Below are 21,746 nucleotides of genomic sequence, written 5' to 3'. Positions count from 1 at the left end.
GATGAATAAAGCAAAAGGTGCTCACTTTTCAGGGCTAAAGTTAAGTTTAGCACTGGTGTTAGGGTTATTGTTGGTTCCCGCTTATGTGGTTGCGCCTGTTTTGTTTACTGAGCTAGAGTCAGTGCAAGCAGGGTTGATTGCAGGCAAGATTTTTTATATGTCAAACCTAGCCATTCTCATTTTGCTTGTTTCGGCAGCGGTGTTTGCTTACCGCATTCAAGTGAAAAAATCGACATGGTACTTGTTGGGTTTGGTTGGCTTTATGGTTGCCATCAATGTGTTTGGCGTGACCAATATGATGAGCATGATTAAAGCTGAAGCTGGTGATATTTCAGCCCTAGCGGATGATGATCCATTGCGTTGGGCTTTTGCTTTCTGGCATGGTATGGGAAGTATATTGCAGTTAATCAGTAGCCTTTTGGTGGTGGTTTTGGTGATGCGCAATGATAGTTCGCATACCCAAGAGACACAGGTTTAAAGATGCGCTCGGTGTTGGCATGGTTTGATAAACAGCTGGAAGACACTGAGTTGATGATGCTGCTGGCATTTTTGCTGCTGGTTTTTGTACTCTTAGGCTTGTTTGGTTCCACTTTAGCGCCCGCACTGGTTGCGATTGCATTGGCTTATGTGTTGGATGGCATTGTATCACTTTTGGTATCATGTAAAATGCCAAGGCTTTTAGCCGTTATTCTTGTTGGAATTGGCGCGTTATTGGCGGTGTTGTTTGCCATGCTTGCGATTGTCCCTGTGTTATCCGATCAGATTGGATTGCTGGTTTCAAAAGTGCCACAATATGTGCAGCTTTTAAAGGATACTGTGCATGATTTACAACAGCGTTACCCCACGGGTTTAAATGCTGATTATTTGCAACAATCTATTGCATCGGGTGCAGAAAAAGTTCAAGAGTGGGGTGGTTTGATTTTGTCCAAATCTTTGGCATCCATTCCCAATGTCATTGCCTTGGGTGTTTATGTATTTCTTGTGCCTGTATTGGTGTTTTTCTTGCTTAAAGATAAGCAACGTATCCAATTATGGGCGCAACAGTTTTTACCCAAACAACGCACACTTTTAACCCGTGTTTGGGGTGAGTTAGATGTACAAATGGGGAACTATATCCGTGGTCGCTTTTGGGAATCATCACTGGTTGGTTTGGTCATGTGGGTGGTGTACTTTTTTATGGGGCATGAATATGCCTTATTATTGGCAGTGCTGACGGGTATTTCTGTTTGGATTCCATTTGTTGGTGCTGCGGTTGTAACAATTCCTGTTGTGTTATTATCCTATTTTCAATGGGGCTGGACGGATATGGCGATGTATAGCCTTTTGGCTTATGCGATTATTCAGCTTATTGATGCCAATATTGTGATTCCTTGGTTATTTTCCGAAGTGGTGAATCTTCATCCGATTGCCATTATTGTTGCTGTGCTTGTGTTTGGTAGTTTTTGGGGTGTTATTGGTGTGTTTTTTGCTATTCCATTGGCTGCTTTGGTGCAGTCTGTATTGGTTATTATTGCTGAACGTACCAAACATTCAGCGTCTAATAGTTAATACTTACAAGTTTTTCCCGGTTTGATTACGTTTGGCGAAATAAACTTTCGCGGTAATGTTTTAGTTCCGCAATAGACTCTTCAATATCAGCCAATGCCAAATGTGCACCACGTTTTTTCCAAGATGGCAACTCTGGATACCAACGTTTTGCCAACTCTTTCACGGTACTCACATCGATATTACGATAATGTAACCAACTTTCTAAACGCGGCATATACTTTACCAAAAAGCGACGGTCTTGATGAATAGAGTTGCCACAAAGTGGAGAATCGCCTTCGGTTACATGTCTACGGATAAAGTCTAGGGTTTGCTGCTCTGCCTGCTTTAAAGAAAGTTTTGAGTCTTTAACACGTTGCGTTAAACCTGAATCACCATGGTATTTAACGCACCAATCATTCATGCGAGACATCACTTCATCGGATTGATGAATCACAAGGTTAGGGCCTTCGGCGATAATATTAAGCTGACCATCGGTGATAATGGTTGCCATTTCAATGATGGTATCTGTTTCAGGGTCCAAACCAGTCATCTCCAAATCCATCCATACCAAATAATCATTGGTTTTATTGCTCATCGGTGTCGCTCCATACTTTCATACCTAAACCTAACAGAAAAAATTCAGGCGATGTTTTACGACTGGCTTTAGGTTTGATGTTTTTAATGCGTTTAAACGATTTTCCCATATCACGGCGGAAATTATCATAACCTTCACCCATAAATGTTTTCATCAGCACATCACCATCAGGTCGCAAATATTGTTTGGCAAAGTGTAAGGTCATTTCGTTTAAACCAATCATACGCATTTGGTCGACAAGTTTGTGTCCGCTCATTTCTGGTGCCATATCAGAGACCACCAAATCAACTTTACGTCCATCTAATGCTTGTTTTAAGGCTTCTTGACCTTTTAGCGAATCAAAGTCACCTTGAATGATGGTCACGCCACGAATGGGGTCTAGGGGGAGTAAATCAATACCGATAATTTTGCCTGAGCTATCGATGTAGTTGCGTAATTCTTCGCTCCAAGAGCCTGGGGCACAACCCAAATCAACAATGACGGCATCTTTTTTGATATGAATACTGTTCGAATCGAGAATTTCTGTAAGTTTAAAAACAGCACGCGAGCGTTTGCCTTCACGTTGTGCGCGTTTCACATGCGGGTCATTGGCATGACGTTGAAACCATGCGGAAGTTTTTCTATCTTTTTTGCTTTTACTCTGTTTCACGTTTTTCCTTGATGGTTTAGCTTTTTCAGTGGCAATTAAACCACAAAGCGACAAGGCGACAAAGCCTTTGCAATATTTATAAAAAAACGACCCCTAAAAAGAGGTCGTTTTATATGTTTGAAACAGTTGGAATTAAAGCTTGTCAGCTTCTTCAGCCAAATATGAAGCCACGCCTTCTGCGTCTGGTTTCATAGCTTTGTCACCTTTGTTCCAGCCTGCAGGGCAAACTTCACCATGTTCTTCGGCGAATTGAAGTGCATCAACCATGCGCAACATTTCGTCAACATTACGGCCCAATGGAAGGTCGTTAATCACTTGGTGGCGTACTTTACCTGCTTTATCAATCAAGAAAGAACCACGAAGTGCAACATCGCCACCCAATAAGTGGTATTGTTCACCATCTTCATCTTCAACAGTGGTATTGCCCATCAATACATCATAATCAGCAGCAATTGATTTGCTCAAGTCTGCAACCAATGGGTATGCAACAGGTCCAATACCGCCTTCGTTGATGGGTGTATTGCGCCATGCAACATGTGAGAATTGTGAATCCACTGAGCAGCCAATCACTTGCACGCCACGTGCTTCAAATTCTTTGATGCGGTGGTCGAATGCAATAAGTTCACTTGGGCAAACAAATGTGAAATCCAGTGGGTAAAAGAAAAGTACAACTTCTTTACCTGCATAATCTGATAATGAAAATTCTTCGTTAATGCTACCATCTGGCATCACTGCTACTGCAGTAAATTGTGGTGCATCTTTTCCAACTAATACGCTCATGTCTAACTCCTTAACTTAAACTCAGAGGGGAAGTATATCATAAAAATATGACATGGCGTAACCCATATATTTAATAAGTGTTTTCCTTGGTTTTCTTGGAAAGTGGTATGCATTTTGCTTTCATGAAGTGTGGATATTGTCAGGAGAATAGAACTATGCGTAATAACCAACCCGTGAATAGCATTGAACACCGTATGAAGGATGGTGATATTTTGGTGTCAAAAACTAATTTAAAGGGTAAAATAACCTATGCAAATGAAGCATTTTGTAGTATTGCAGGCATGACTGAAGCGGAGCTGATTGGTCAGCCGCATAATGTGGTGCGACACCCCGATATGCCATCAGCTGCATTTGCAGATTTGTGGGCGACGATTCAAGCGGGAAAACCATGGACTGGTTTGGTAAAAAACCGTTCAGCAGATGGTGGTTATTATTGGGTGAAAGCCAATGTTGCTCCTGAATATGATGAACGAGGGCAGTTGCAAGGGTATATCTCTGTGCGAACTTATCCTACGGATAGAGAAATTAAAGATGCTACAGCTTTGTATGCATCCATTAATAAAGGGCAAGCTACGTTGCCAAGCACACTTGATTTCCCTTGGTTTCGCAGCATTAGTATCAAACATATGATGGGGTTATCATTGTTGCTGATGATGTTGCCACTGCTTATGGTTGCATGGGTTTTATCTCAAGGGGATGTGCTTGGTGATGGTATGCAGTTTTTATTAATGTTAAGTGCTGTCAGCATGAGTTTTGCCTTGCTGGTGCAGTGGAACAATATGCGAGAAACCATCAAACCAGTTCAAGAAGTGATTGGTGTACTTCAAGCTATTGTCAGTAATAACTTTGATAGCGAACTTCACAAAAGATCAGAGAATGAAATCGGTGAAATGAAGGACTTAATTAAGGTTATTCAGTCTAAGTTACAATTTGAAATATTTGAATCGAGAAAGGCAGCTGAGCGACAAAAAGCATTGGATATTCAGCGTAGAGAAGAAGAGCAACAAGAAAATATTATGTTAGCCAATACATTTGAATCAGATGTAGGAACCTTGGTAACTGAGCTTCATCAAAATGCTTCTCAAATTTATAAATCAATGGAGAGTCTTTCACAAATTGCAGACCATTTGAATGATCAATCGAATGGTGCACAAAACAATGTGTCACAAAGTTCAGACTATGTGGGTTCTACGGCTGCAGCCATTGAGGAAATGTCTATTTCTGTGGCAAGTGTGGTTGAACAAATCAACAAGACATTAAATATATCACAACAAGCGGTGAAAGAAGCCAATAGTAGCGCACACATTATGAAAGAACTGGTTGTTGCTTCTGAGGAAATTGGCTCTGTTGTGGATACCATCAGTGATATTGCGGAACAAACTAATTTATTAGCACTAAATGCGAGCATTGAGGCTGCAAGGGCTGGTGATGCGGGTCGAGGTTTCGCAGTGGTTGCTGGTGAGGTGAAGGAGCTTGCAAATCAAACATCTCAAGCCACTGGTAAAATAAGTAAGCAGGTTGAACAAATTCAAAAACAGAGCCAAAAGGCAGGCTCATCTATCCATTGTATTCAAGAAATTATTGAACAAGTTAGTGAGCATAGTAGTCATGTGGCTTCAGCTATGGAGCAACAAAGTGAGGCTACGCATGAAATGTCTGAGGGTGCACAATATGCCAATGCAAGCATGCAAGAAGTAAAGGTATCTGTAGGTGAGGTGTCTATTGGAGCTAGCAAAGTAGATGATTCTGCTGAAGACAACCTCAAGCGAGTGAAAGAAATGATTGAACAAATGACAGTTGTACAACATCAAGTGCAAAATTTTGTGGCTAAATTAAGAGCTTAAATACAGATAAATTTAGGCTGGATCTGTGAATCCAGCCTATATCAGTTGGTTTTAAAACTTGGGCATACCTGGTATGCCACCACCTAGGCCCATTTTACCAGCCATGGCTTGCATCATACGTTTGCCTTTGCCGCCTTTCATTTTTTTCATCATTTTCTGCATTTGCGCAAATTGTTTTAACATTTTATTGACTTCTTGAACCGATGTTCCCGAGCCTGCAGCAATACGTTTTTTACGGCTGCCGTTGATGAGTTTGGGGTAGGTGCGTTCTTTGGCAGTCATAGAATATACCATGGCTTGCATGCGTTTGATGGGTTTATCATCGAATTGTCCTAAGGCTTCTTGCGGCACATTCATGCCAGGCATCATTTTCATAATGCCACTGATACCGCCCATATTTTGCATTTGTCCCATTTGTTCGGCGAAATCCATCAAATCGAACTTGCCCTTACGCATTTTTTGTGCTGCTTTTTCAGCTTGTTCATGGTCAACATTGGCTTGGATTTTTTCAACCAAGCCAACAATGTCGCCTTGCCCAAGAATGCGACCAGCCATACGTTCAGGGTCAAACAATTCGAAAGCATCCAGTTTTTCACCAGTACCCACATAACGCACAGGAACACCTGTGCTAAAAGCAACCGATAATGCTGCACCACCACGCATATCAGCATCGGTTTTGGACATGATGCAGCCCGTTAATGGCACCGACTTGTGGAATGTTTCGGCAATTTCTAGTGCTGTTTGACCAGTCATCGCATCAAGCACCAACAGACGCTCTGTAGTGCCTACTGCCTTTTCTACAGCCTGAATTTCTGCCATAAGCGCAGCATCAACCACTTGGCGACCTGCAGTATCTAAAATTAAAACATGATGCCCGCCTGTTCGCGCCAGTTTAAGCGCTGTGGCTGCCATTTTCTCAGGGCTATTGCCTTCACCATGTAAGTAAGGAACATTGACTTGTTCAGCTAGGATTTGTAGCTGTTCACGCGCAGCTGGTCGGGTCGCATCCACGGATGTGAGCGCAACTTTTTTACCTTGTGCTGTGAGTAGTTTGGCAAGTTTACCTGCAGTCGTGGTTTTACCCGCACCTTGCAAACCGCAAAGCATGATGACGGATGGAATTTTAGATGTATTTAAATCGCGACGTTGTCCACCCAGTACCACAGCCAATTCATCATGCAGTATTTTAATAATAACCTGACCAGGTTGCAGACTTTTTGCGACATCTGCGCCTAATGCGCGTTCTCGAACGGCAGCCAATAAGTGTTTAACCACAGCAAGTGCAACATCAGCTTCGAGTAATGCCATGCGCATTTCTCTAAGGGTTGCATCTAAGTCTGCCTCGGTAACGCGGGCTGAACCACGTAGTTTATTAGCAATATTACCGAGTTTAGTGGTTAATGAATCAAACATGTATGTACTCTCTTATCTTGGTTTTCAAAACAGTTTTCAAAATGGTTGTTAAAAAGTGAAGGGCAAGCATAGCGGTTGCCTTGTCAAACTTCCATTCTAAGATGTTGCCATGCCGAATACTTCACGCGTTCAACAAGCTTATGTTCACTGTCATAACATTGCCAATGAACATTATGAAAATTTTCCAACTGCTTCTTTACTGTTAAAAAAGCAGCTGCGACCTGCTGTGGCAGTGATTTACACTTTTGCACGTACGGCGGATGATTTTGCCGATGAAGGTGATTTTACTGTTGCCCAGCGTTTAGCCATGCTGGATGACTGGGAACATCAGTTGGATTTAAGCTTAGAGGGTAAGTCAGAAAACCTTGTGTTTATTGCCTTGGCTGATGTGATGCATACGTTTGATTTGGATGTACAACTGTTTCGTGATTTACTTAAGGCATTTCGTATGGATGTGAGTTTCAAAGGTTTTAAAACTTTGGATGAGCTGATATTTTATGCTAAACATTCTGCCGACCCTGTGGGGCGTTTGATGCTTGCCTTGCATGGTATTAATGATACCAAAGCATTGCAAGCATCCGATGCGATTTGCACAGCTCTGCAATTGACCAATTTTTGGCAAGATTTTAAAGTGGATATACCCAAAGGGCGCTGTTATCTCGCCGATGAATGGTTGAGCAAGGTTAATATATCGCGGGATGATGTGTTGCAGGGGAGTGTAGGCATTGAAACGTTGCGACCAGCGATTGATGAAGCGATTTCTGAAACACAAAAGTTATTCAATCAAGGTTATGCACTTTTACCCTATTTGCCTCTTCGTTTGCGTATACAAATTGCCGCAACATTGGCAGGTGGCACTTCTATTTTGCATGTTACTCAAGCGTTGGAGAACCCTTTGCAACAACGCCCCACATTAAACAAGCTTGATTGGCTGAAAGTGAGCCTTAGCATTGTCAGCATGACACTACGCCCGAATTATTATAGTCAACGAGGATATGCATGAGCCCTGAAAAGTATTGTGAAGATAAAACCAGAGGTTCGGGTTCATCCTTTTTTTATGCCTTTTTATTTTTATCGCCTGAAAAACGCCGTGCCATGATGGCATTGTATGCATTTTGTCGGGAAGTGGATGATATTGCTGATGAAATCAAAGAAAAAGAGGTTGCTGTTCGTAAGCTTGTTTTTTGGCAAGAAGAAATCGACAGGGTGTTTGAAGGGGTAGCGCGTCACCCTGTAGGCAAAGAATTGATGTGGACACTTGCCCATTATCCTATCGAAAAAAGTATGTTTACCGAAATGATTGAAGGTATGCTAATGGATGTATCGGGTAAACCGATAGTGACTGATGAAGATTTAAACTTGTATTGTTACCGAGTGGCGGGCGTGGTGGGTTTGATGTCCATTGCTGTATTTGGGTTTACACAAGAAGCATCCAAAACCTTTGCACTTCGTATGGGTGATGCTTTGCAGCTCACCAATATTCTGAGAGATGTGCATGAAGACACCAAAATTGAGCGTATTTATTTGCCACAACAAATCCGTGCCAAGTTCAAGGTAACCGACCATGATATTCGCCAAGGTTTTACTGATCATGAAGAAGCCAATGCCAACCTCAAAGCTTTGATGCAGCATTATTATGATAAAGCAGAGCAGGCCTATGCTGATGCCTTAAAAGCATTACCCGCAGAAGATAGGAAAAGTTTGACCCCATCCTTGATGATGGGTGCAATTTATTATGCACATTTGGCAAAACTTAAGAAAGTGAATTTTGATGTATGGCAACACCCTGCACGGCTTACACCATTGAAGAAAATCTGGGTGGCATGGAAAGCTTATCGTTATGAGAAAAAGGCTGTGAAGAAAGGTTTGCCGTTGCGGTTAGACTTTTAATGGCGCAATCTGATAGCAAACGTATTGCTGTTGTCGGCGGAGGCATTGCAGGTTTAACGGCTGCATTGCGTTTGGCAGAATCAGGTTATCAGGTGGACCTGTTTGAGGCTGCTCCAGCATTGGGTGGGCGCACCAAATCTTTTTACGATGAAGAAGTGGATGAATGGGTAGATAATGGTCCGCATGCGATGGTGGGGGCATATCATGCCACATTGAAATTGCTCGCTGATGTGAATGCGTTGCAGCATGTGAGCTGGCAATCATCACTCACTTTATCGCTTTGGGATAAACAACGCGGTTTGTTTGATTTAAAAGCGGTGTCTTGGTTGCCTGTGAACTTGGCATTGATTTGGGCGGTTTATCGTTTGCCTAGGCATGATTTTTCCAGTGTAAAAGGCATGTTACGCTTGGCGATAACCATGATGAACCGCACTGAAGAGCAAACCGTGCAACAATGGATGGATGAGATCAAAGCACCCAAGCGGTTGGTTGAGGATATGCTGGAAGTCTTGTGTTTGGGGGTGATGAATGAACCCATGCACACTGCCAATGCCAAAACCTTTGCTAGAGTGCTTGCCACATCCTTTTCATCACATAAAAATGCAAAAATGGGTTGGTTTAACCAACCATTGTCACAAGCCTTGGTTGCGCCTGTTGCCGATAAATTGCGTGATTTGGGTGTAAATATGGAATTGCGGCATACTGTGCGTAGCCTTGATGAACTTAACCATGATGCTGTGGTGTTGGCATTGCCTGCCTTTGCTAGGAACCGTTTGCTGGGCATCAAGGAAGAAGTGCCAACCCAGGCCATCACCAATATTCATTTGTGGTTTGAAGAAAACCTAAACTTACCCAATATGATGCAAGGTATGTTGGGCACTTATGGGCAGTGGTTGTTTGATGTATCCAAGATGTTGCATCAAACAACAGGGCTTCATCATGTATGTATGATTATCAGTGCTGATGAAACAGACTTATCACAAATATCACAAAAGGAATTGATAGACAGGGTTTTGCATGAAGCGGAAATGATGTTGGGTAGAGCGCTTCCTGAACCGAAAAAAGTACGTTTTATTCGTGAGAAAAGAGCAACCGTTTTGGTCAGAAATCAGAAGAGCTTTGATTTGCCTGAACATGTTTTTCTTGCATGTGAATCACCTGCTCCCGGTGAACTGCCTGCAACCATTGAACTTGCGGTAATATCGGGTGAAAAAGCAGCCCATGAGCTGCTTGGTTGGGACAAAAATCACAAAATTAATGCTTGACACAGTAACTTATTCACTTTTTTGAGGCTGTGTCATATCTTTATCACAATTAGATAGGCTTGTTTGTTTAACCTTGTAACAATGCATAGATAAACTATTGTAAATAAAGGGAATAATATCATTGCCTAAAAAATAGACAGCAGGGGCATGTAGCTTAAGTGTTTAATATTATGCTGGTTGCATGCAGTGTTATCCACAAAGTTATCCACAGGTTACGTGGACAACTTTTTAAGAGACATTAAAAAAGCTTAATCGATAAGGGTTTCGGTGGGCTTTCAGGTTAAAGAGAGTGTAAAATGATGCAAAAAGATACCCCTATAGATTCAGTAAAAGTGGCGAAAAGAGATGCTTATGCAGTCATTAAGGCTTCGGGCGAAAGCCTCTTGAAATATTTGCAAGGTCAGGTTGCTCAAGATGTATCCAAACTATCTGAAACACAGGCTATTTATAGTGTGATTTTAACACCACAGGGTAAACCTGTTTCAGACTTTTATCTTTTGCTGACCAAGAAGAAAGAGACTTGGGCCGAGGTGATGTTTTTATGTCCCAGTGCATTTGCTTTAAACTTAGTAGAGCGCTTACGTATGTTTGCTCTGGGTTATGAGCTAAGGATTGGTAAAGTTTCATCTTGGCAGGTGTTTTCTGTGCAAGGCGGTGATGTTGATGATTTTTTGCAAGCCAATGCTTTACCTATGCCTACGCATGAGAAACTGGCATCAGCACATACCGACACGGTTTCAATTTTGCGTATGTCTGAGCCCAGTAAGAATGGGGTGTGGGTGATGGGGTCTGATTTACCTTTGTCGTGTAATGCTGATGAAAATGAAATTGAACGCGGGCGTATTTTGCAAGGAACACCACTTTTGGGTGTAGATTGGGATATCAAGTTGCATCCATTGAATGCCAATTTGATGGATAGAGATGGGGTAAGTTTTGATAAAGGGTGTTATGTAGGGCAGGAAGTGACCAGTCGTATGCATTGGCGCGGTGGCATCAAAAAGAAACTGTATCGCGTAAAGCTTGAGAAAGATGTGCGTCTGCCGTGCGCCGTGTTGACCACGGTCAAGGTGGGTGAAGTGACCAGTTTGGCGCAAGATGGTGATGCCTATCAAGGTATCGCCTTGCTTCCGATTGAAACGGTTGAGGCAAATCAGCCATTGCAAACCGAAGCTGGGGATAAAGTGCAAGTGCTTGGTGTTTGTGGCGAATGAAGCCAATTCGTGATTTAAGAGATTTGGGTGCAAAGTCTGAGCAAAGCTTAGCCATAATTGGCATTGTATCTGTTGCAGATATAGAGGAAGAGGGGGATGTGCAGTCTTTATGTGTTTAAAGCAAGCTGGTTTAAAGGCAAATATGAACTTTTTATATGTACTTGCGGGTGCATTGGAAGATAGAAGCTAGCTTGATGTTTCCCAGCATGAAAAAGGAAAACCATTTGATGGAAATGGAAGTTTATTAATTAAGAACAGAAAAAGTTGTTGGATAAGTAGAAAAATCATACTTATTTAGAGTGGGCGGTGAATTGTAAAAGATCCAATTTGACTTTTTGGGAAATAAAAGTTTTCAGGTAGATAAACGCTTGTCTTTATGTTTGTTTTCGTTTTGCTTTGTGCGTATCAGTATATGATACAGTTGAGGGGGGCTATATGCAGTTAGAGGTTGTTGGCGTTCATGATATGCTTTTAGTGGGTGTATCGATTTTTGTTGCTGTTGTATCTTCTTTTGTCGCTTTTAGTACAGTTTCAAGAATAGCGAAAGCAACAAATGCTAAAGCAAGGTACACTTGGTCAGCATTGTTTGGTGTTAGTTTTGGTGTAGGTGTTTGGGGTATGCACTTTGTGGGCATGCTTGCTTTTCAGCTACCATTAAAAGTTAGTTATGATTTGGATTTGACGACATTGTCACTTTTACTTGTAGTCGTCGTTTCGGGTTTTACTGGTATATTTATAACAAATACAAAAAAGATTCGAGGTTTAAGGCTTGCCATATTGGCGACGATTTTAGGTTTGTCTATTGCATCTATGCATTATGTAGGTATGGCAGCCATGGTTGTGAATGCAACAATGCATCATAACCATTGGATAATGTTTGCTTCTGTTGCCATTGCGATTGTTGTTTCAGGTGTTGGGCTGTATTTATTAGAAGAAGTGAAACTTTCTTATACCTTTGGGCAATTAAGGTATAAAATCCCTGTGGCTGTACTCATGGGGGCTGCTGTTTCTTCTATGCATTATACAGCTATGACAGGGGTTAGTTTTGTACCTATTCAGGGTATGAGTGTTATACATACAGGTTTGCAGCAAGGGTCTCTAGCGATATATGTTTTAATTGTACTCTTTCTTATTGAAGCTGGAGTGTTGGTTGTTTCGCTTATGGATGAAACGATTTCCAGTGTTAAAGCCAAACTTCTTGCAGAGGAGCAATCTAAACGTTTGGCATCCGTGATTGAGCAAGCAGATGAGTTGGTCATTGTTACTGATGTAGAAGGTGTGATTATTTATGTTAATCCTGCTTTTGCGAGGGTGAGCGGTTTTTCGGCAGAAGAAGCGCTTGGTGAAACACTTGAGCTGGTTTGGAGTGATGAAGTAGGGCAACTAAAATATCATGAAATATGGAAAAACCTCCAGTCGGGTAAACCTGTGTTGAACCTTTTGTTTAATAAATCCAAAAGTAATGCCTTGTATCAGGTTTCACAAAATGCTTTCCCGTTATATGATAAAAATGACTGTATTAATGGTTTTGCTATTATACAAAGGGATGTAACATTGCAACAGAAGATGGAGAAAAAGTTGCATCATGCAGACAGAGTGAATTCACTGGGGGTTCTTGCTGGTGGAATTGCGCATGATTTTAATAATATTATGACTGCAATTCTGGGGAATGCTTCGCTGGCAATAAAAAAAGTTCGTGTTAATGACCCTGTTTATAAACATATCGATTGCATTGTTGAAGCAAGTCACAGTGCTGCTGATTTATGTAGGCAGATGTTAGCTTATTCTGGTAAGGGTAAATTTGTAGTAGAACCCGTTAATTTATCAAATTTGGTACGTAATATGATGAAGTTGATTGAGGTCTCTATACCTAAGAAAATTGCGTTACATTATGACATGCCAGATAACCTTCCGTTAATTGATGCTGATGCAGCACAAATTCAACAGGTAGTATTAAACTTGTTAACGAATGCAGCAGAAGCTATGGAGGGTAAGGCTGGAAGAATAACCTTGGCAACAGGTGAGATGTATGCAGATGCGGATTATTTGTTGGGTACTTATGGGGACGCTGAAAAACATGAAGGTGATTATGTTTTCTTAGAAGTTTCTGATACCGGTTGTGGTATGAGTAATGAAGTTCAAAAACAGATGTTTGATCCTTTTTTTACAACGAAGTTTTCAGGCCGAGGTTTGGGCATGAGTGCAATGCTCGGCATTGTAAATGGTCACCAAGGTGCGCTTCGTGTGTACTCAGAGGAAGGTAAAGGCACAACTTTTAAATTAATATTCCCTGTATCTTCGGCAACAGAGGAAAAGAAAATGAAGCGATCTAAAACGCAGTTGAACAAAGTTTCTGGGTTGGTGTTGGTGATTGATGATGAAACATTTATATGTGAGACGGCTTGCGCAATGCTTGAAGATATGGGTTATACTGTGGTTACAGCCAATGGTGGTAAACAAGGTATTGCGGTGTTTACTGAATATCAAGATGACATTCAATTTGTTTTATTGGATATGACAATGCCTGAAATGGATGGTAAAGAGTGTTTTCGTTTATTGAGGGCAATTAAACCTGATGTGCAGGTCATACTTTCATCGGGCTATAATGAGCAAGAGGCAACCAGCCAATTTGTTGGCAGAGGGCTGGCTGGGTTTATTCAAAAACCTTATTCTGAGCATGTGTTGAGAGAGAAGATAAAAGTATTCATATATCAGTAACTTACACCTTTCTTATTGAAGTAATGATACTGAAAAGTGAATAACCGCAAAAATCACATGATTTTATGTGTAAGGCTTGTTATCTTGCGTCCCAAATTATAAAGATGTATTCAAACCGTTAGGGGAACCCATGTTAAACTTTTTGACCAAAATGTTTGGTAATCGCAATGAACGTATACTTAAAGGCTTGTATCCACTTGTAAGTAAAGTGAATAGTCTCGCAGATGAGACGGGTAAGTTATCGGACGAAGCATTGATGGCAAAAACGGATGAGTTTCGTGCTAGAATTGAAAAAGGTGAAAGTTTAGACGATTTATTGCCTGAAGCTTTTGCAGTTGTTCGTGAAGCATCGGATAGAGTGATGGGTATGCGTCATTTCGATTCGCAAGTGATGGGTGGTATTATTTTACACCAAGGTAAAATTGCTGAGATGAAAACGGGTGAGGGTAAAACTTTAACCGCTACACTACCTGTATATTTAAATGCATTGTCAGGTAAGGGTGCACATGTGGTAACGGTAAACGACTACCTTGCTTCGCGTGATGCTGAAGAAATGGGTAAACTTTATTCGGCATTGGGTCTCACCACAGGTGTGATTGTGAGCAATATGACCCATGAAGACCGTCAAGCTGCTTATGCCGCAGATATCACTTATGGTACCAACAATGAATTCGGTTTTGATTATTTACGCGATAATATGGCGTTTTCAGTTGATGATTTGGTGCAACGTGGATACAACTTTGCCATTGTGGATGAGGTGGATTCCATCCTGATTGATGAGGCGCGTACACCATTAATTATTTCAGGGCCCACTGAGCAAGCAGGTGAACTTTACACATTAACAGATGGTTTGATTCGTCAACTTGATGCTGATGATTATGATTTGGATGAAAAAGATAAAGCTGTTTCTTATACAGAAAAAGGAATGGAGCATATTGAAGAGCTTTATCGTGAAGCTGGTGCGCTTAAAGAGGGAAGTTTATACGACCCTGAAAACATTAATTTATTGCATGCTGCTACCCAGTGTCTAAGAGCGCATACCTTATTTACCCGTGAAAAAGATTATATTGTGCGCGATAATGAAGTGGTGATTATTGATGAGTTTACTGGGCGTATGATGGCGGGTCGTCGTTATTCAGATGGTCAACATCAAGCCTTGGAAGCCAAAGAAGGGGTCACCATTCAGCCTGAGAACCAAACACTTTCATCCATTACATTCCAAAACTTCTTCCGCATGTATGATACGTTGTCAGGCATGACAGGTACGGCAGATACAGAAGCTGAAGAATTCAAAAAAATCTATGATTTGGAAGTGGTGATTGTGCCCACCAATAGAGATATGATTCGTAAGGATCTAAGTGACCTAATTTACCGTGATCAAGAAGATAAGTTTAATGCCATTGTAGAAGATATCGTGGGTACATCCAATACGGGAGCGCCTGTATTGGTGGGTACAACTTCGATTGAAAAATCGGAAATGCTTTCGGAAGTATTGAAGAAAAAAGGCATTAAACATGAAGTATTAAATGCCAAACACCATGAGCGTGAAGCTGAAATTGTATCGCAAGCAGGTCGTAAAGGTGCTATCACGATTGCCACCAATATGGCAGGCCGTGGTACAGATATTATGTTGGGTGGTAATCCCAATATGCTGATTGCACAGTTGTCGGATAAGTTAAGTGATGAAGAACGTGCGAAGAAAGTAGCTGAAATCAAGGCGGCTTGTCAAAAAGAGCATGATGAAGTGATTGCTTTGGGTGGTTTGCATATTATTGGTACAGAGCGTCATGAATCGCGTCGTATTGATAACCAGCTTCGAGGTCGTGCGGGTAGGCAAGGTGACCCAGGTTCAACCCGTTTTTACTTATCGCTTGAAGATGACTTGATGCGTATTTTTGGTGGTGAAAAAATGCAAGGCATGCTCACCAAGATGGGTTTTGATAAAGGGGAAGTGATTGAGCATCCTTGGGTAAGTAAAGCCATTGCCAACTCGCAGAAAAAAGTGGAAGGACGCAACTTTGATATGCGTAAACAACTGCTTGAGTATGATGATGTGATGAACCAGCAACGTGAAGTGATTTACTCGCAACGCCGTGAACTGCTTGAATTGGATGATGTACAAGAAGTCATTGAAGACATGATGTTGGACTATGTGGATGAACTTGTTGCTGAGTTTTTATCGGATATTCCAGATAACTGGGATGTTGAAGGTTTAAAAACAACATTGCTTGAGAAACTTACCATTGAAGCTGATGTGCAAGCTTGGGCTGAGAGCGATGATGTTGAATCAGCAGAGGGTATGCGTAACAAGTTGGTTGAAGCCCTAAAAGCGCATCTGGCTGAAAAAGAAGAAGCTACGGGTGCTGAGCAAATGCGTGGTTTTGAGAAATGGCTGCTATTGCAAATCCTTGATCATCATTGGAAAGAGCACTTGTTGGCGATGGATCACCTGCGTCAAAGTGTTGGTTTGCGTGGTTATGCACAAAAAAATCCAATTCAAGAATACAAACATGAATCATATGAGTTGTTTAGCAGTATGTTGGGTAAAATTCGCACAGAAACTGTGATTTCATTGTTCCGTGTTGAAGTCAAAGAACCCGAGCCGCAACCCGAACCAGAAAAAATTAAATACAATATTGTGAATAAAGAACCTGAAGCTGTTACTGAAACATACCAACGCCAAGGTGAAAAAATTGGACGTAACGACCCATGCCCTTGTGGTTCGGGTAAAAAGTATAAACAGTGTCACGGTAAGAAGCGTTAATCATGCCAGTATTGCCTTATACTTTGCAAAAGCCGCTTCCAGTTCCTGGATTTAAGGTTGGTTCGGCTTCGTGCGGTGTAAAATCAGCTGACTTAAAAGGTAAACGCCAAGATGTTACTTTGATTGTGGCTGATGTGCCTGCGCAAGCAGCCGCAGTATTTACGCAGAATGCATTTCGTGCGGCATGTGTAGACTTGGGTGAGCAAACAGTGCGTGAACATGCCACCAATATCCGTGCCATTGTTGCCAATGCGGGTAATGCCAATGCGGGTGTGGGTGAGATGGAGCGGGTGTGGTCACAGCAGTTGATTGATTTGGGTGCTGAGGTTGCAGAAGTTTCATCATATCAAGTGTTGTCTGCATCAACAGGTGTGATTGGTGAACCTTTCCCTATCGAACGTATTCGTGATGCGATTGACGAGGCAGGAAGTTCGTTGGCAGAAGACAATTGGCTGCAAGCTGCTGAAGCCATTCGTACTACCGATACTTTTGCTAAGTATACCTCACGTCAGTTTGAGACGAATGGCAAAACGTATACGATTACAGGTGTATCTAAGGGCAGTGGCATGATTCACCCTAATATGGCAACTATGCTGGGTTTTATGGCGACCGATGCGCCAATTCGCGCGGAAGTGTTGCAGGATATATTATCAAGGGTTACTGATGAGTCGTTTAATAGCATTAGCGTAGACGGTGATACATCAACCAATGACACGGTGTATTTATTATCATCAGGTTTGGGTTTAGGTGACACAGAGCTTCAAGATATCACAGTTTTTGAGAAAGCTTTAAGCGAAGTTGCTATTGAACTAGCGCAATTGATTGTACGCGATGGTGAAGGTGTGACCAAGTTTGTTACCATTGAAGTTTCAGGTGCAGAAAATGAGACACAAGCACGTGAATTAGGGCGAACCATTGCCGTGTCGCCATTGGTAAAAACTGCATTTGCAGGCTCAGATGCGAACTGGGGTAGAATTATTATGGCGATTGGTAATAGTGGTTCGTATATCCAATCGGATAAGGTGAGCATCAAAGCCGATGATGTTTTGATTTTAAAAGATGGTAACTTACATCCTGATTACCGTGATGACATGGGTATGGCAGTGTTTGCCAAGCAAGAATTTACGTTGTCTGTGGATATTGGATTGGGTGATGCATCTGCCAAAGTGTGGACAGGTGATTTAACCCATGAATATATCACCATCAATGCCGAGTATCGGTCTTAAAAGTTTAGAGGAAAGAAGGAGTAGGGTATGAATGTATATAGTTTCACAGGGCGTTTAGCGCGAGATTGCGAGCAACGTTTTACACAAAGTGGTATGGCAATTTGTTCGTTTTCAGTCGCAGTTGATTATGGTTTTGGTGATAATAAAGGCACCAACTGGATTCGTGCATCTTTGTTTGGTAAACGTGCTGAGGGTGGTTTACCACAGTATTTAAAGAAAGGTACACAAGTTGCTATTTCTGGTGAACTTAGGATTCGTGAATATGATGATAAAGAAGGTGTGAAACGTACTTCAGTTGAAGTTTCTGTAGATAAACTTGATCTTATTGGTGGTCGCGATGGTGGCGGTCAATCTGGCGGTGGTTATCAAGGTGGTGGGCAACAACAAGCCCAACCTGCAAAACAAAATGACCCGTTTGCAGACCAGCCAGACTTTAACTCAGCACCCGTGGATGATGATATCCCATTTTAGTGTATCTTATACCTTAATGGTAACTATATAAATATAACCTGCTAGAAATAGTGGGTTATTTTTTTGTATTTTTTATGGTATAAAAAAAAGCCGCTTTATGACTGAATATAAAGCGGCTTGTTATTTTTAAGGCTAAAGTTTTATGCCTTGTGGTAAATTTTACCACCTTTTTCATTGAAGTTGGCTGCTTGCTCATACATACCTTCTTCAATGGCTTTCATGGCATCAATACCGTGTTCTGCTGCATAATCACGTACATCTTGGGTGATTTTCATAGAGCAGAATTTCGGGCCACACATGGAGCAGAAATGTGCTACTTTGGCGGACTCTTTAGGCAATGTTTCATCATGGAATGATTTGGCGGTGTCTGGGTCTAAACTCAAATTAAATTGATCTTCCCAGCGGAACTCAAACCTTGCTTTAGATAATGCATCATCGCGCTGTTGCGCACCAGGGTGACCTTTGGCTAAATCGGCTGCATGCGCAGAGATTTTATAAGTAATCACACCCGTTTTTACATCATCACGGTTAGGTAAACCCAAATGTTCTTTGGGTGTTACATAACATAACATAGCGCAACCATACCAGCCGATTTGGGCGGCACCGATACCAGAAGTGATATGGTCGTAACCTGGCGCAATATCTGTGGTCAAGGGGCCAAGCGTATAGAATGGCGCTTCATCACAGTAATCAAGTTGCAAGTCCATGTTTTCTTTAATCATTTGCATAGGTACATGACCCGGGCCTTCAATCATGGTTTGCACATCATGTTTCCAAGCAATTTTGGTGAGTTCGCCTAATGTTTCAAGCTCACCCAATTGTGCTGCGTCATTGGCATCAGCAATCGCGCCCGGGCGCAAACCATCACCCAACGAAAATGACACATCATAAGCTTTCATGATTTCACAAATATCTTCAAAATGGGTGTATAAGAAGTTTTCTCTGTGGTGTGACAAACACCATTTCGCCATAATTGAACCACCGCGAGACACAATACCAGCTAAACGGTTGGCTGTGAGTGGTACATAGCGCAGCAATACACCTGCATGAATGGTGAAATAATCTACACCTTGCTCAGCTTGTTCAATCAATGTGTCACGGAATACTTCCCACGTTAAATCTTCAGCAATACCGTTTACTTTTTCCAAAGCTTGGTAAATCGGCACTGTACCAATCGGTACTGCAGCATTGCGAATAATCCATTCGCGGGTTTCATGAATATTTTTACCCGTCGATAAATCCATGATGGTGTCCGAGCCCCAGCGGGTTGCCCAAGTCATTTTATCCACTTCTTCTTCAATGGATGAGCCCAAAGCGGAGTTACCAATATTCCCATTGATTTTCACCAAGAAATTGCGCCCAATAATCATAGGCTCTAATTCAGGATGGTTGATATTGGCAGGGATAATGGCGCGGCCACGTGCTACCTCATCGCGTACAAATTCAGGGGTAATCACATGTGGAATACTTGCGCCAAAATTTTGCCCAGGATGTTGTTTGGTGATTTCACGCAAGTGTTCACGTTTTTGATTCTCACGAATGGCTACATATTCCATTTCGGGCGTAATAATACCTTGTCTGGCGTAATGCATTTGTGAAACGTTTTTGCCAACCTTGGCTTTACGTGGTTGTTTTAAGTGTTCAAAGCGTAAATGGTCAATGCTTTCATCATCGCGGCGCTCATTACCATATTTGGATGATAAACCTGTTAAAAAAGCTGTGTCTTCACGCTCTTCAATCCATGTCGTACGTACATCTGGAAGCCCTTTTTGTAGATCTAGTTCCACATCTGGGTCGGTATATGGACCTGAAGTGTCATAAACAAGAATAGGGTGATTTTCTTCAAAACCATCCGATGTTTGCGTTGGCGATAATGAAATTTCACGCATAGGTACACGAATATCAGGTCGGGAACCCTCAATATAGACCTTTTTTGAGTTAGGGTAAGGCTGGCGAGCCTCATTGGTTCCTGAACTCATTTGCACTGAAATTCCACTGCTTGAATCTGATGTTAACGAATCTGACATAAACTAGACATCCTTTGTGTATCAAAAAAGAAGCGCAATGATAACCATCTTCTAGGGTAAGATATAGCTAAACATAGTATGTGTACAAGGGTATGAAATAAGCCTTTGCAAAATAAGCGAATTTTTCCAATATGGGGGCATGAATGAAGCGAATGTAGTGGTGATTGGTGCAGGTGCGGCGGGTTTGATGTGTGCGATTACAGCGGCATCTCGCGGAAAATCTGTGTTGGTGTTGGATAAATCGACTAAGGCTGCGGAGAAAGTTCGTATTTCAGGTGGTGGTAAGTGCAACTTCACCAACTTGGATGTCACTGCTGAAAACTATATCTCCAACAACAAACATTTTTGCAAATCAGCATTGGCAGGGTTTAATCAGTGGGATTTTATTGATTGGGTGGTGCAAGCAGGTATTGATTATCATGAGCGTGAGCATGGGCAGTTATTTTGTGATAAATCAGCGAATGAAATTATTAAAATGCTTTTGGACAAGTGCGATGGTTATGGTGTGCAGCTTGAGTTGGATGTTAAGGTGAAATCCATTGAAAAAAAAGATGATTTTAAACTAGAAACCAATATAGGTGAACTGGCATGTGAATCTTTGGTAATCGCAACGGGTGCATTATCGATTCCTAAAATGGGCGCTACAGGTTTTGGCTTTAAAGTTGCCAAACAGTTTGGTTTGAACACGATTCAAACGCGACCAGGTTTGGTTCCCTTTACCTTTACAGGTAAAAATAAAGATGATTTTAAGGCACTTGCTGGCATTGCATTACCCGTGGTGGTCTCACTTGTTGAGCGCAAAGCACCAAGTTTCAAAGAAGCGATGTTGTTTACACATAGAGGTCTTTCAGGACCTGTGATATTGCAAATTTCTTCCTATTGGTTGCCCGGTGATAGTATCAGTATCAATTTAATTCCTGATTTGGATTTGAAAGCTTTTATGGATAAAAAAAAGAAAGAACATCCCCAAGCCTTATTGGCGACAGTATTAAGTCATGCCTTCCCCAAGCGTTTGGTTTCACTATTAGTGGATGAATTCCCTATGCAACAAAAAGTAGCATCATTATCCGATAAAGATGTTCAGCACTTAGAAGATTTTTTGCAAGCTTGGGTGATTAAACCCAGCAGCACGGAAGGTTATCGCACAGCTGAGGTGACAGTGGGTGGTGTGGACACTGCTGACTTGGATTCTAAAACCATGCAAGCTAAGAAAGTAGAAGGTTTATACTTTATTGGTGAAGTTGTGGATGTGACAGGCCATCTTGGTGGGTTCAACTTTCAATGGGCTTGGTCAAGTGGCTTTGCTGCAGGAAGTGCAGTTGCATAGCTGAGTGCGCACCCACTCATATCAAAATGATAGTGTTTG

18 protein-coding genes are annotated in these 21,746 nt (G+C 41.7%); 13 read left to right on the top strand and 5 right to left on the bottom strand.

All coding sequences use genetic code 11. The annotated features are described in order from the left end of the window. Position 1 precedes the first annotated feature (1 nt). Both DM09_RS08635 and DM09_RS08630 read left to right on the top strand, forming a co-directional pair. A complete protein-coding gene (locus tag DM09_RS08635) occupies positions 2-478 on the top strand; it encodes a DUF4149 domain-containing protein (protein ID WP_157753678.1) in 477 nt (158 codons plus the stop codon). A gap of 2 nt (positions 479-480) precedes the next feature. Next, positions 481-1,548 (top strand): AI-2E family transporter, encoded by a 1,068-nt coding sequence (locus DM09_RS08630; RefSeq protein ID WP_038249968.1) that lies wholly within the window; start codon positions 481-483, stop codon positions 1,546-1,548. A 25-nt stretch (positions 1,549-1,573) separates the two neighbouring features. Here the strand turns inward: DM09_RS08630 and orn are convergent, their stop codons facing one another. From orn to DM09_RS08615, 3 genes are all read right to left on the bottom strand, one after another. Next, positions 1,574-2,122 carry an oligoribonuclease gene (gene orn / locus DM09_RS08625; protein WP_038249964.1) on the bottom strand — a complete coding sequence of 183 codons (549 nt, stop codon included), beginning with the start codon at positions 2,120-2,122 and terminating at the stop codon, positions 1,574-1,576. Further along, positions 2,112-2,771 carry an RlmE family RNA methyltransferase gene (locus DM09_RS08620; RefSeq protein ID WP_038250249.1) on the bottom strand — a complete coding sequence of 220 codons (660 nt, stop codon included), beginning with the start codon at positions 2,769-2,771 and terminating at the stop codon, positions 2,112-2,114. Before DM09_RS08620 ends, orn begins: the two co-directional genes overlap by 11 nt. A gap of 132 nt (positions 2,772-2,903) precedes the next feature. Next, on the bottom strand, positions 2,904-3,551 hold the full coding sequence (locus DM09_RS08615; RefSeq protein WP_038249962.1) for a peroxiredoxin: 648 nt from the start codon (positions 3,549-3,551) through the stop codon (positions 2,904-2,906). A gap of 155 nt (positions 3,552-3,706) precedes the next feature. Between DM09_RS08615 and DM09_RS08610 the strand changes: the two genes are divergently transcribed. Further along, positions 3,707-5,395 carry a methyl-accepting chemotaxis protein gene (locus DM09_RS08610; RefSeq protein ID WP_038249959.1) on the top strand — a complete coding sequence of 563 codons (1,689 nt, stop codon included), beginning with the start codon at positions 3,707-3,709 and terminating at the stop codon, positions 5,393-5,395. A gap of 51 nt (positions 5,396-5,446) precedes the next feature. Here the strand turns inward: DM09_RS08610 and ffh are convergent, their stop codons facing one another. Then, positions 5,447-6,808: a signal recognition particle protein gene (ffh, locus tag DM09_RS08605; protein WP_038249957.1), complete on the bottom strand. Its 1,362-nt coding sequence runs from the start codon at positions 6,806-6,808 to the stop codon at positions 5,447-5,449. A 109-nt stretch (positions 6,809-6,917) separates the two neighbouring features. Between ffh and hpnC the strand changes: the two genes are divergently transcribed. From hpnC to DM09_RS08565, 9 genes are all read left to right on the top strand, one after another. Beyond that, positions 6,918-7,811 (top strand): squalene synthase HpnC, encoded by an 894-nt coding sequence (gene hpnC / locus DM09_RS08600; protein WP_038249954.1) that lies wholly within the window; start codon positions 6,918-6,920, stop codon positions 7,809-7,811. Beyond that, positions 7,808-8,698 (top strand): presqualene diphosphate synthase HpnD, encoded by an 891-nt coding sequence (gene hpnD / locus DM09_RS08595; RefSeq protein WP_038249951.1) that lies wholly within the window; start codon positions 7,808-7,810, stop codon positions 8,696-8,698. Before hpnC ends, hpnD begins: the two co-directional genes overlap by 4 nt. Then, positions 8,698-9,963 (top strand): hydroxysqualene dehydroxylase, encoded by a 1,266-nt coding sequence (locus DM09_RS08590; protein WP_051938338.1) that lies wholly within the window; start codon positions 8,698-8,700, stop codon positions 9,961-9,963. Before hpnD ends, DM09_RS08590 begins: the two co-directional genes overlap by 1 nt. A 296-nt stretch (positions 9,964-10,259) precedes the next feature. After that, a complete protein-coding gene (gene ygfZ / locus DM09_RS08585) occupies positions 10,260-11,174 on the top strand; it encodes a CAF17-like 4Fe-4S cluster assembly/insertion protein YgfZ (RefSeq protein WP_051938337.1) in 915 nt (304 codons plus the stop codon). Continuing rightward, positions 11,171-11,293, top strand: a complete 123-nt coding sequence (locus tag DM09_RS11750) for a TfoX/Sxy family protein (RefSeq protein ID WP_232507793.1) — start codon at positions 11,171-11,173, stop codon at positions 11,291-11,293. The genes ygfZ and DM09_RS11750 overlap by 4 nt, the downstream gene beginning before the upstream one ends. A gap of 316 nt (positions 11,294-11,609) precedes the next feature. Further along, positions 11,610-13,892 carry an MHYT domain-containing protein gene (locus DM09_RS11175; RefSeq protein WP_051938336.1) on the top strand — a complete coding sequence of 761 codons (2,283 nt, stop codon included), beginning with the start codon at positions 11,610-11,612 and terminating at the stop codon, positions 13,890-13,892. 130 nt (positions 13,893-14,022) lie between these two features. After that, positions 14,023-16,656 (top strand): preprotein translocase subunit SecA, encoded by a 2,634-nt coding sequence (secA, locus tag DM09_RS08575; protein WP_038249948.1) that lies wholly within the window; start codon positions 14,023-14,025, stop codon positions 16,654-16,656. 2 nt (positions 16,657-16,658) lie between these two features. Further along, positions 16,659-17,882: a bifunctional glutamate N-acetyltransferase/amino-acid acetyltransferase ArgJ gene (gene argJ, locus DM09_RS08570; RefSeq protein ID WP_038249946.1), complete on the top strand. Its 1,224-nt coding sequence runs from the start codon at positions 16,659-16,661 to the stop codon at positions 17,880-17,882. 27 nt (positions 17,883-17,909) lie between these two features. Then, entirely contained in the window at positions 17,910-18,353 is a 444-nt protein-coding gene (locus DM09_RS08565) for a single-stranded DNA-binding protein (protein WP_038249944.1), read from the top strand. A gap of 140 nt (positions 18,354-18,493) precedes the next feature. Here the strand turns inward: DM09_RS08565 and thiC are convergent, their stop codons facing one another. Further along, a complete protein-coding gene (gene thiC / locus DM09_RS08560) occupies positions 18,494-20,332 on the bottom strand; it encodes a phosphomethylpyrimidine synthase ThiC (RefSeq protein WP_038250239.1) in 1,839 nt (612 codons plus the stop codon). A gap of 187 nt (positions 20,333-20,519) precedes the next feature. On the opposite strand from thiC, the gene DM09_RS08555 reads away from it, so the two are divergent. Next, a complete protein-coding gene (locus tag DM09_RS08555) occupies positions 20,520-21,707 on the top strand; it encodes a BaiN/RdsA family NAD(P)/FAD-dependent oxidoreductase (RefSeq protein ID WP_038249943.1) in 1,188 nt (395 codons plus the stop codon). The last annotated feature ends 39 nt before the right edge of the window (positions 21,708-21,746 follow it).

The sequence above is a fragment of the Ghiorsea bivora genome (assembly GCF_000744415.1).
GTDB classification, from domain to species: Bacteria; Pseudomonadota; Zetaproteobacteria; order Mariprofundales; family Mariprofundaceae; genus Ghiorsea; species Ghiorsea bivora.
This window is presented reverse-complemented; position numbering and strand designations above follow the sequence as displayed.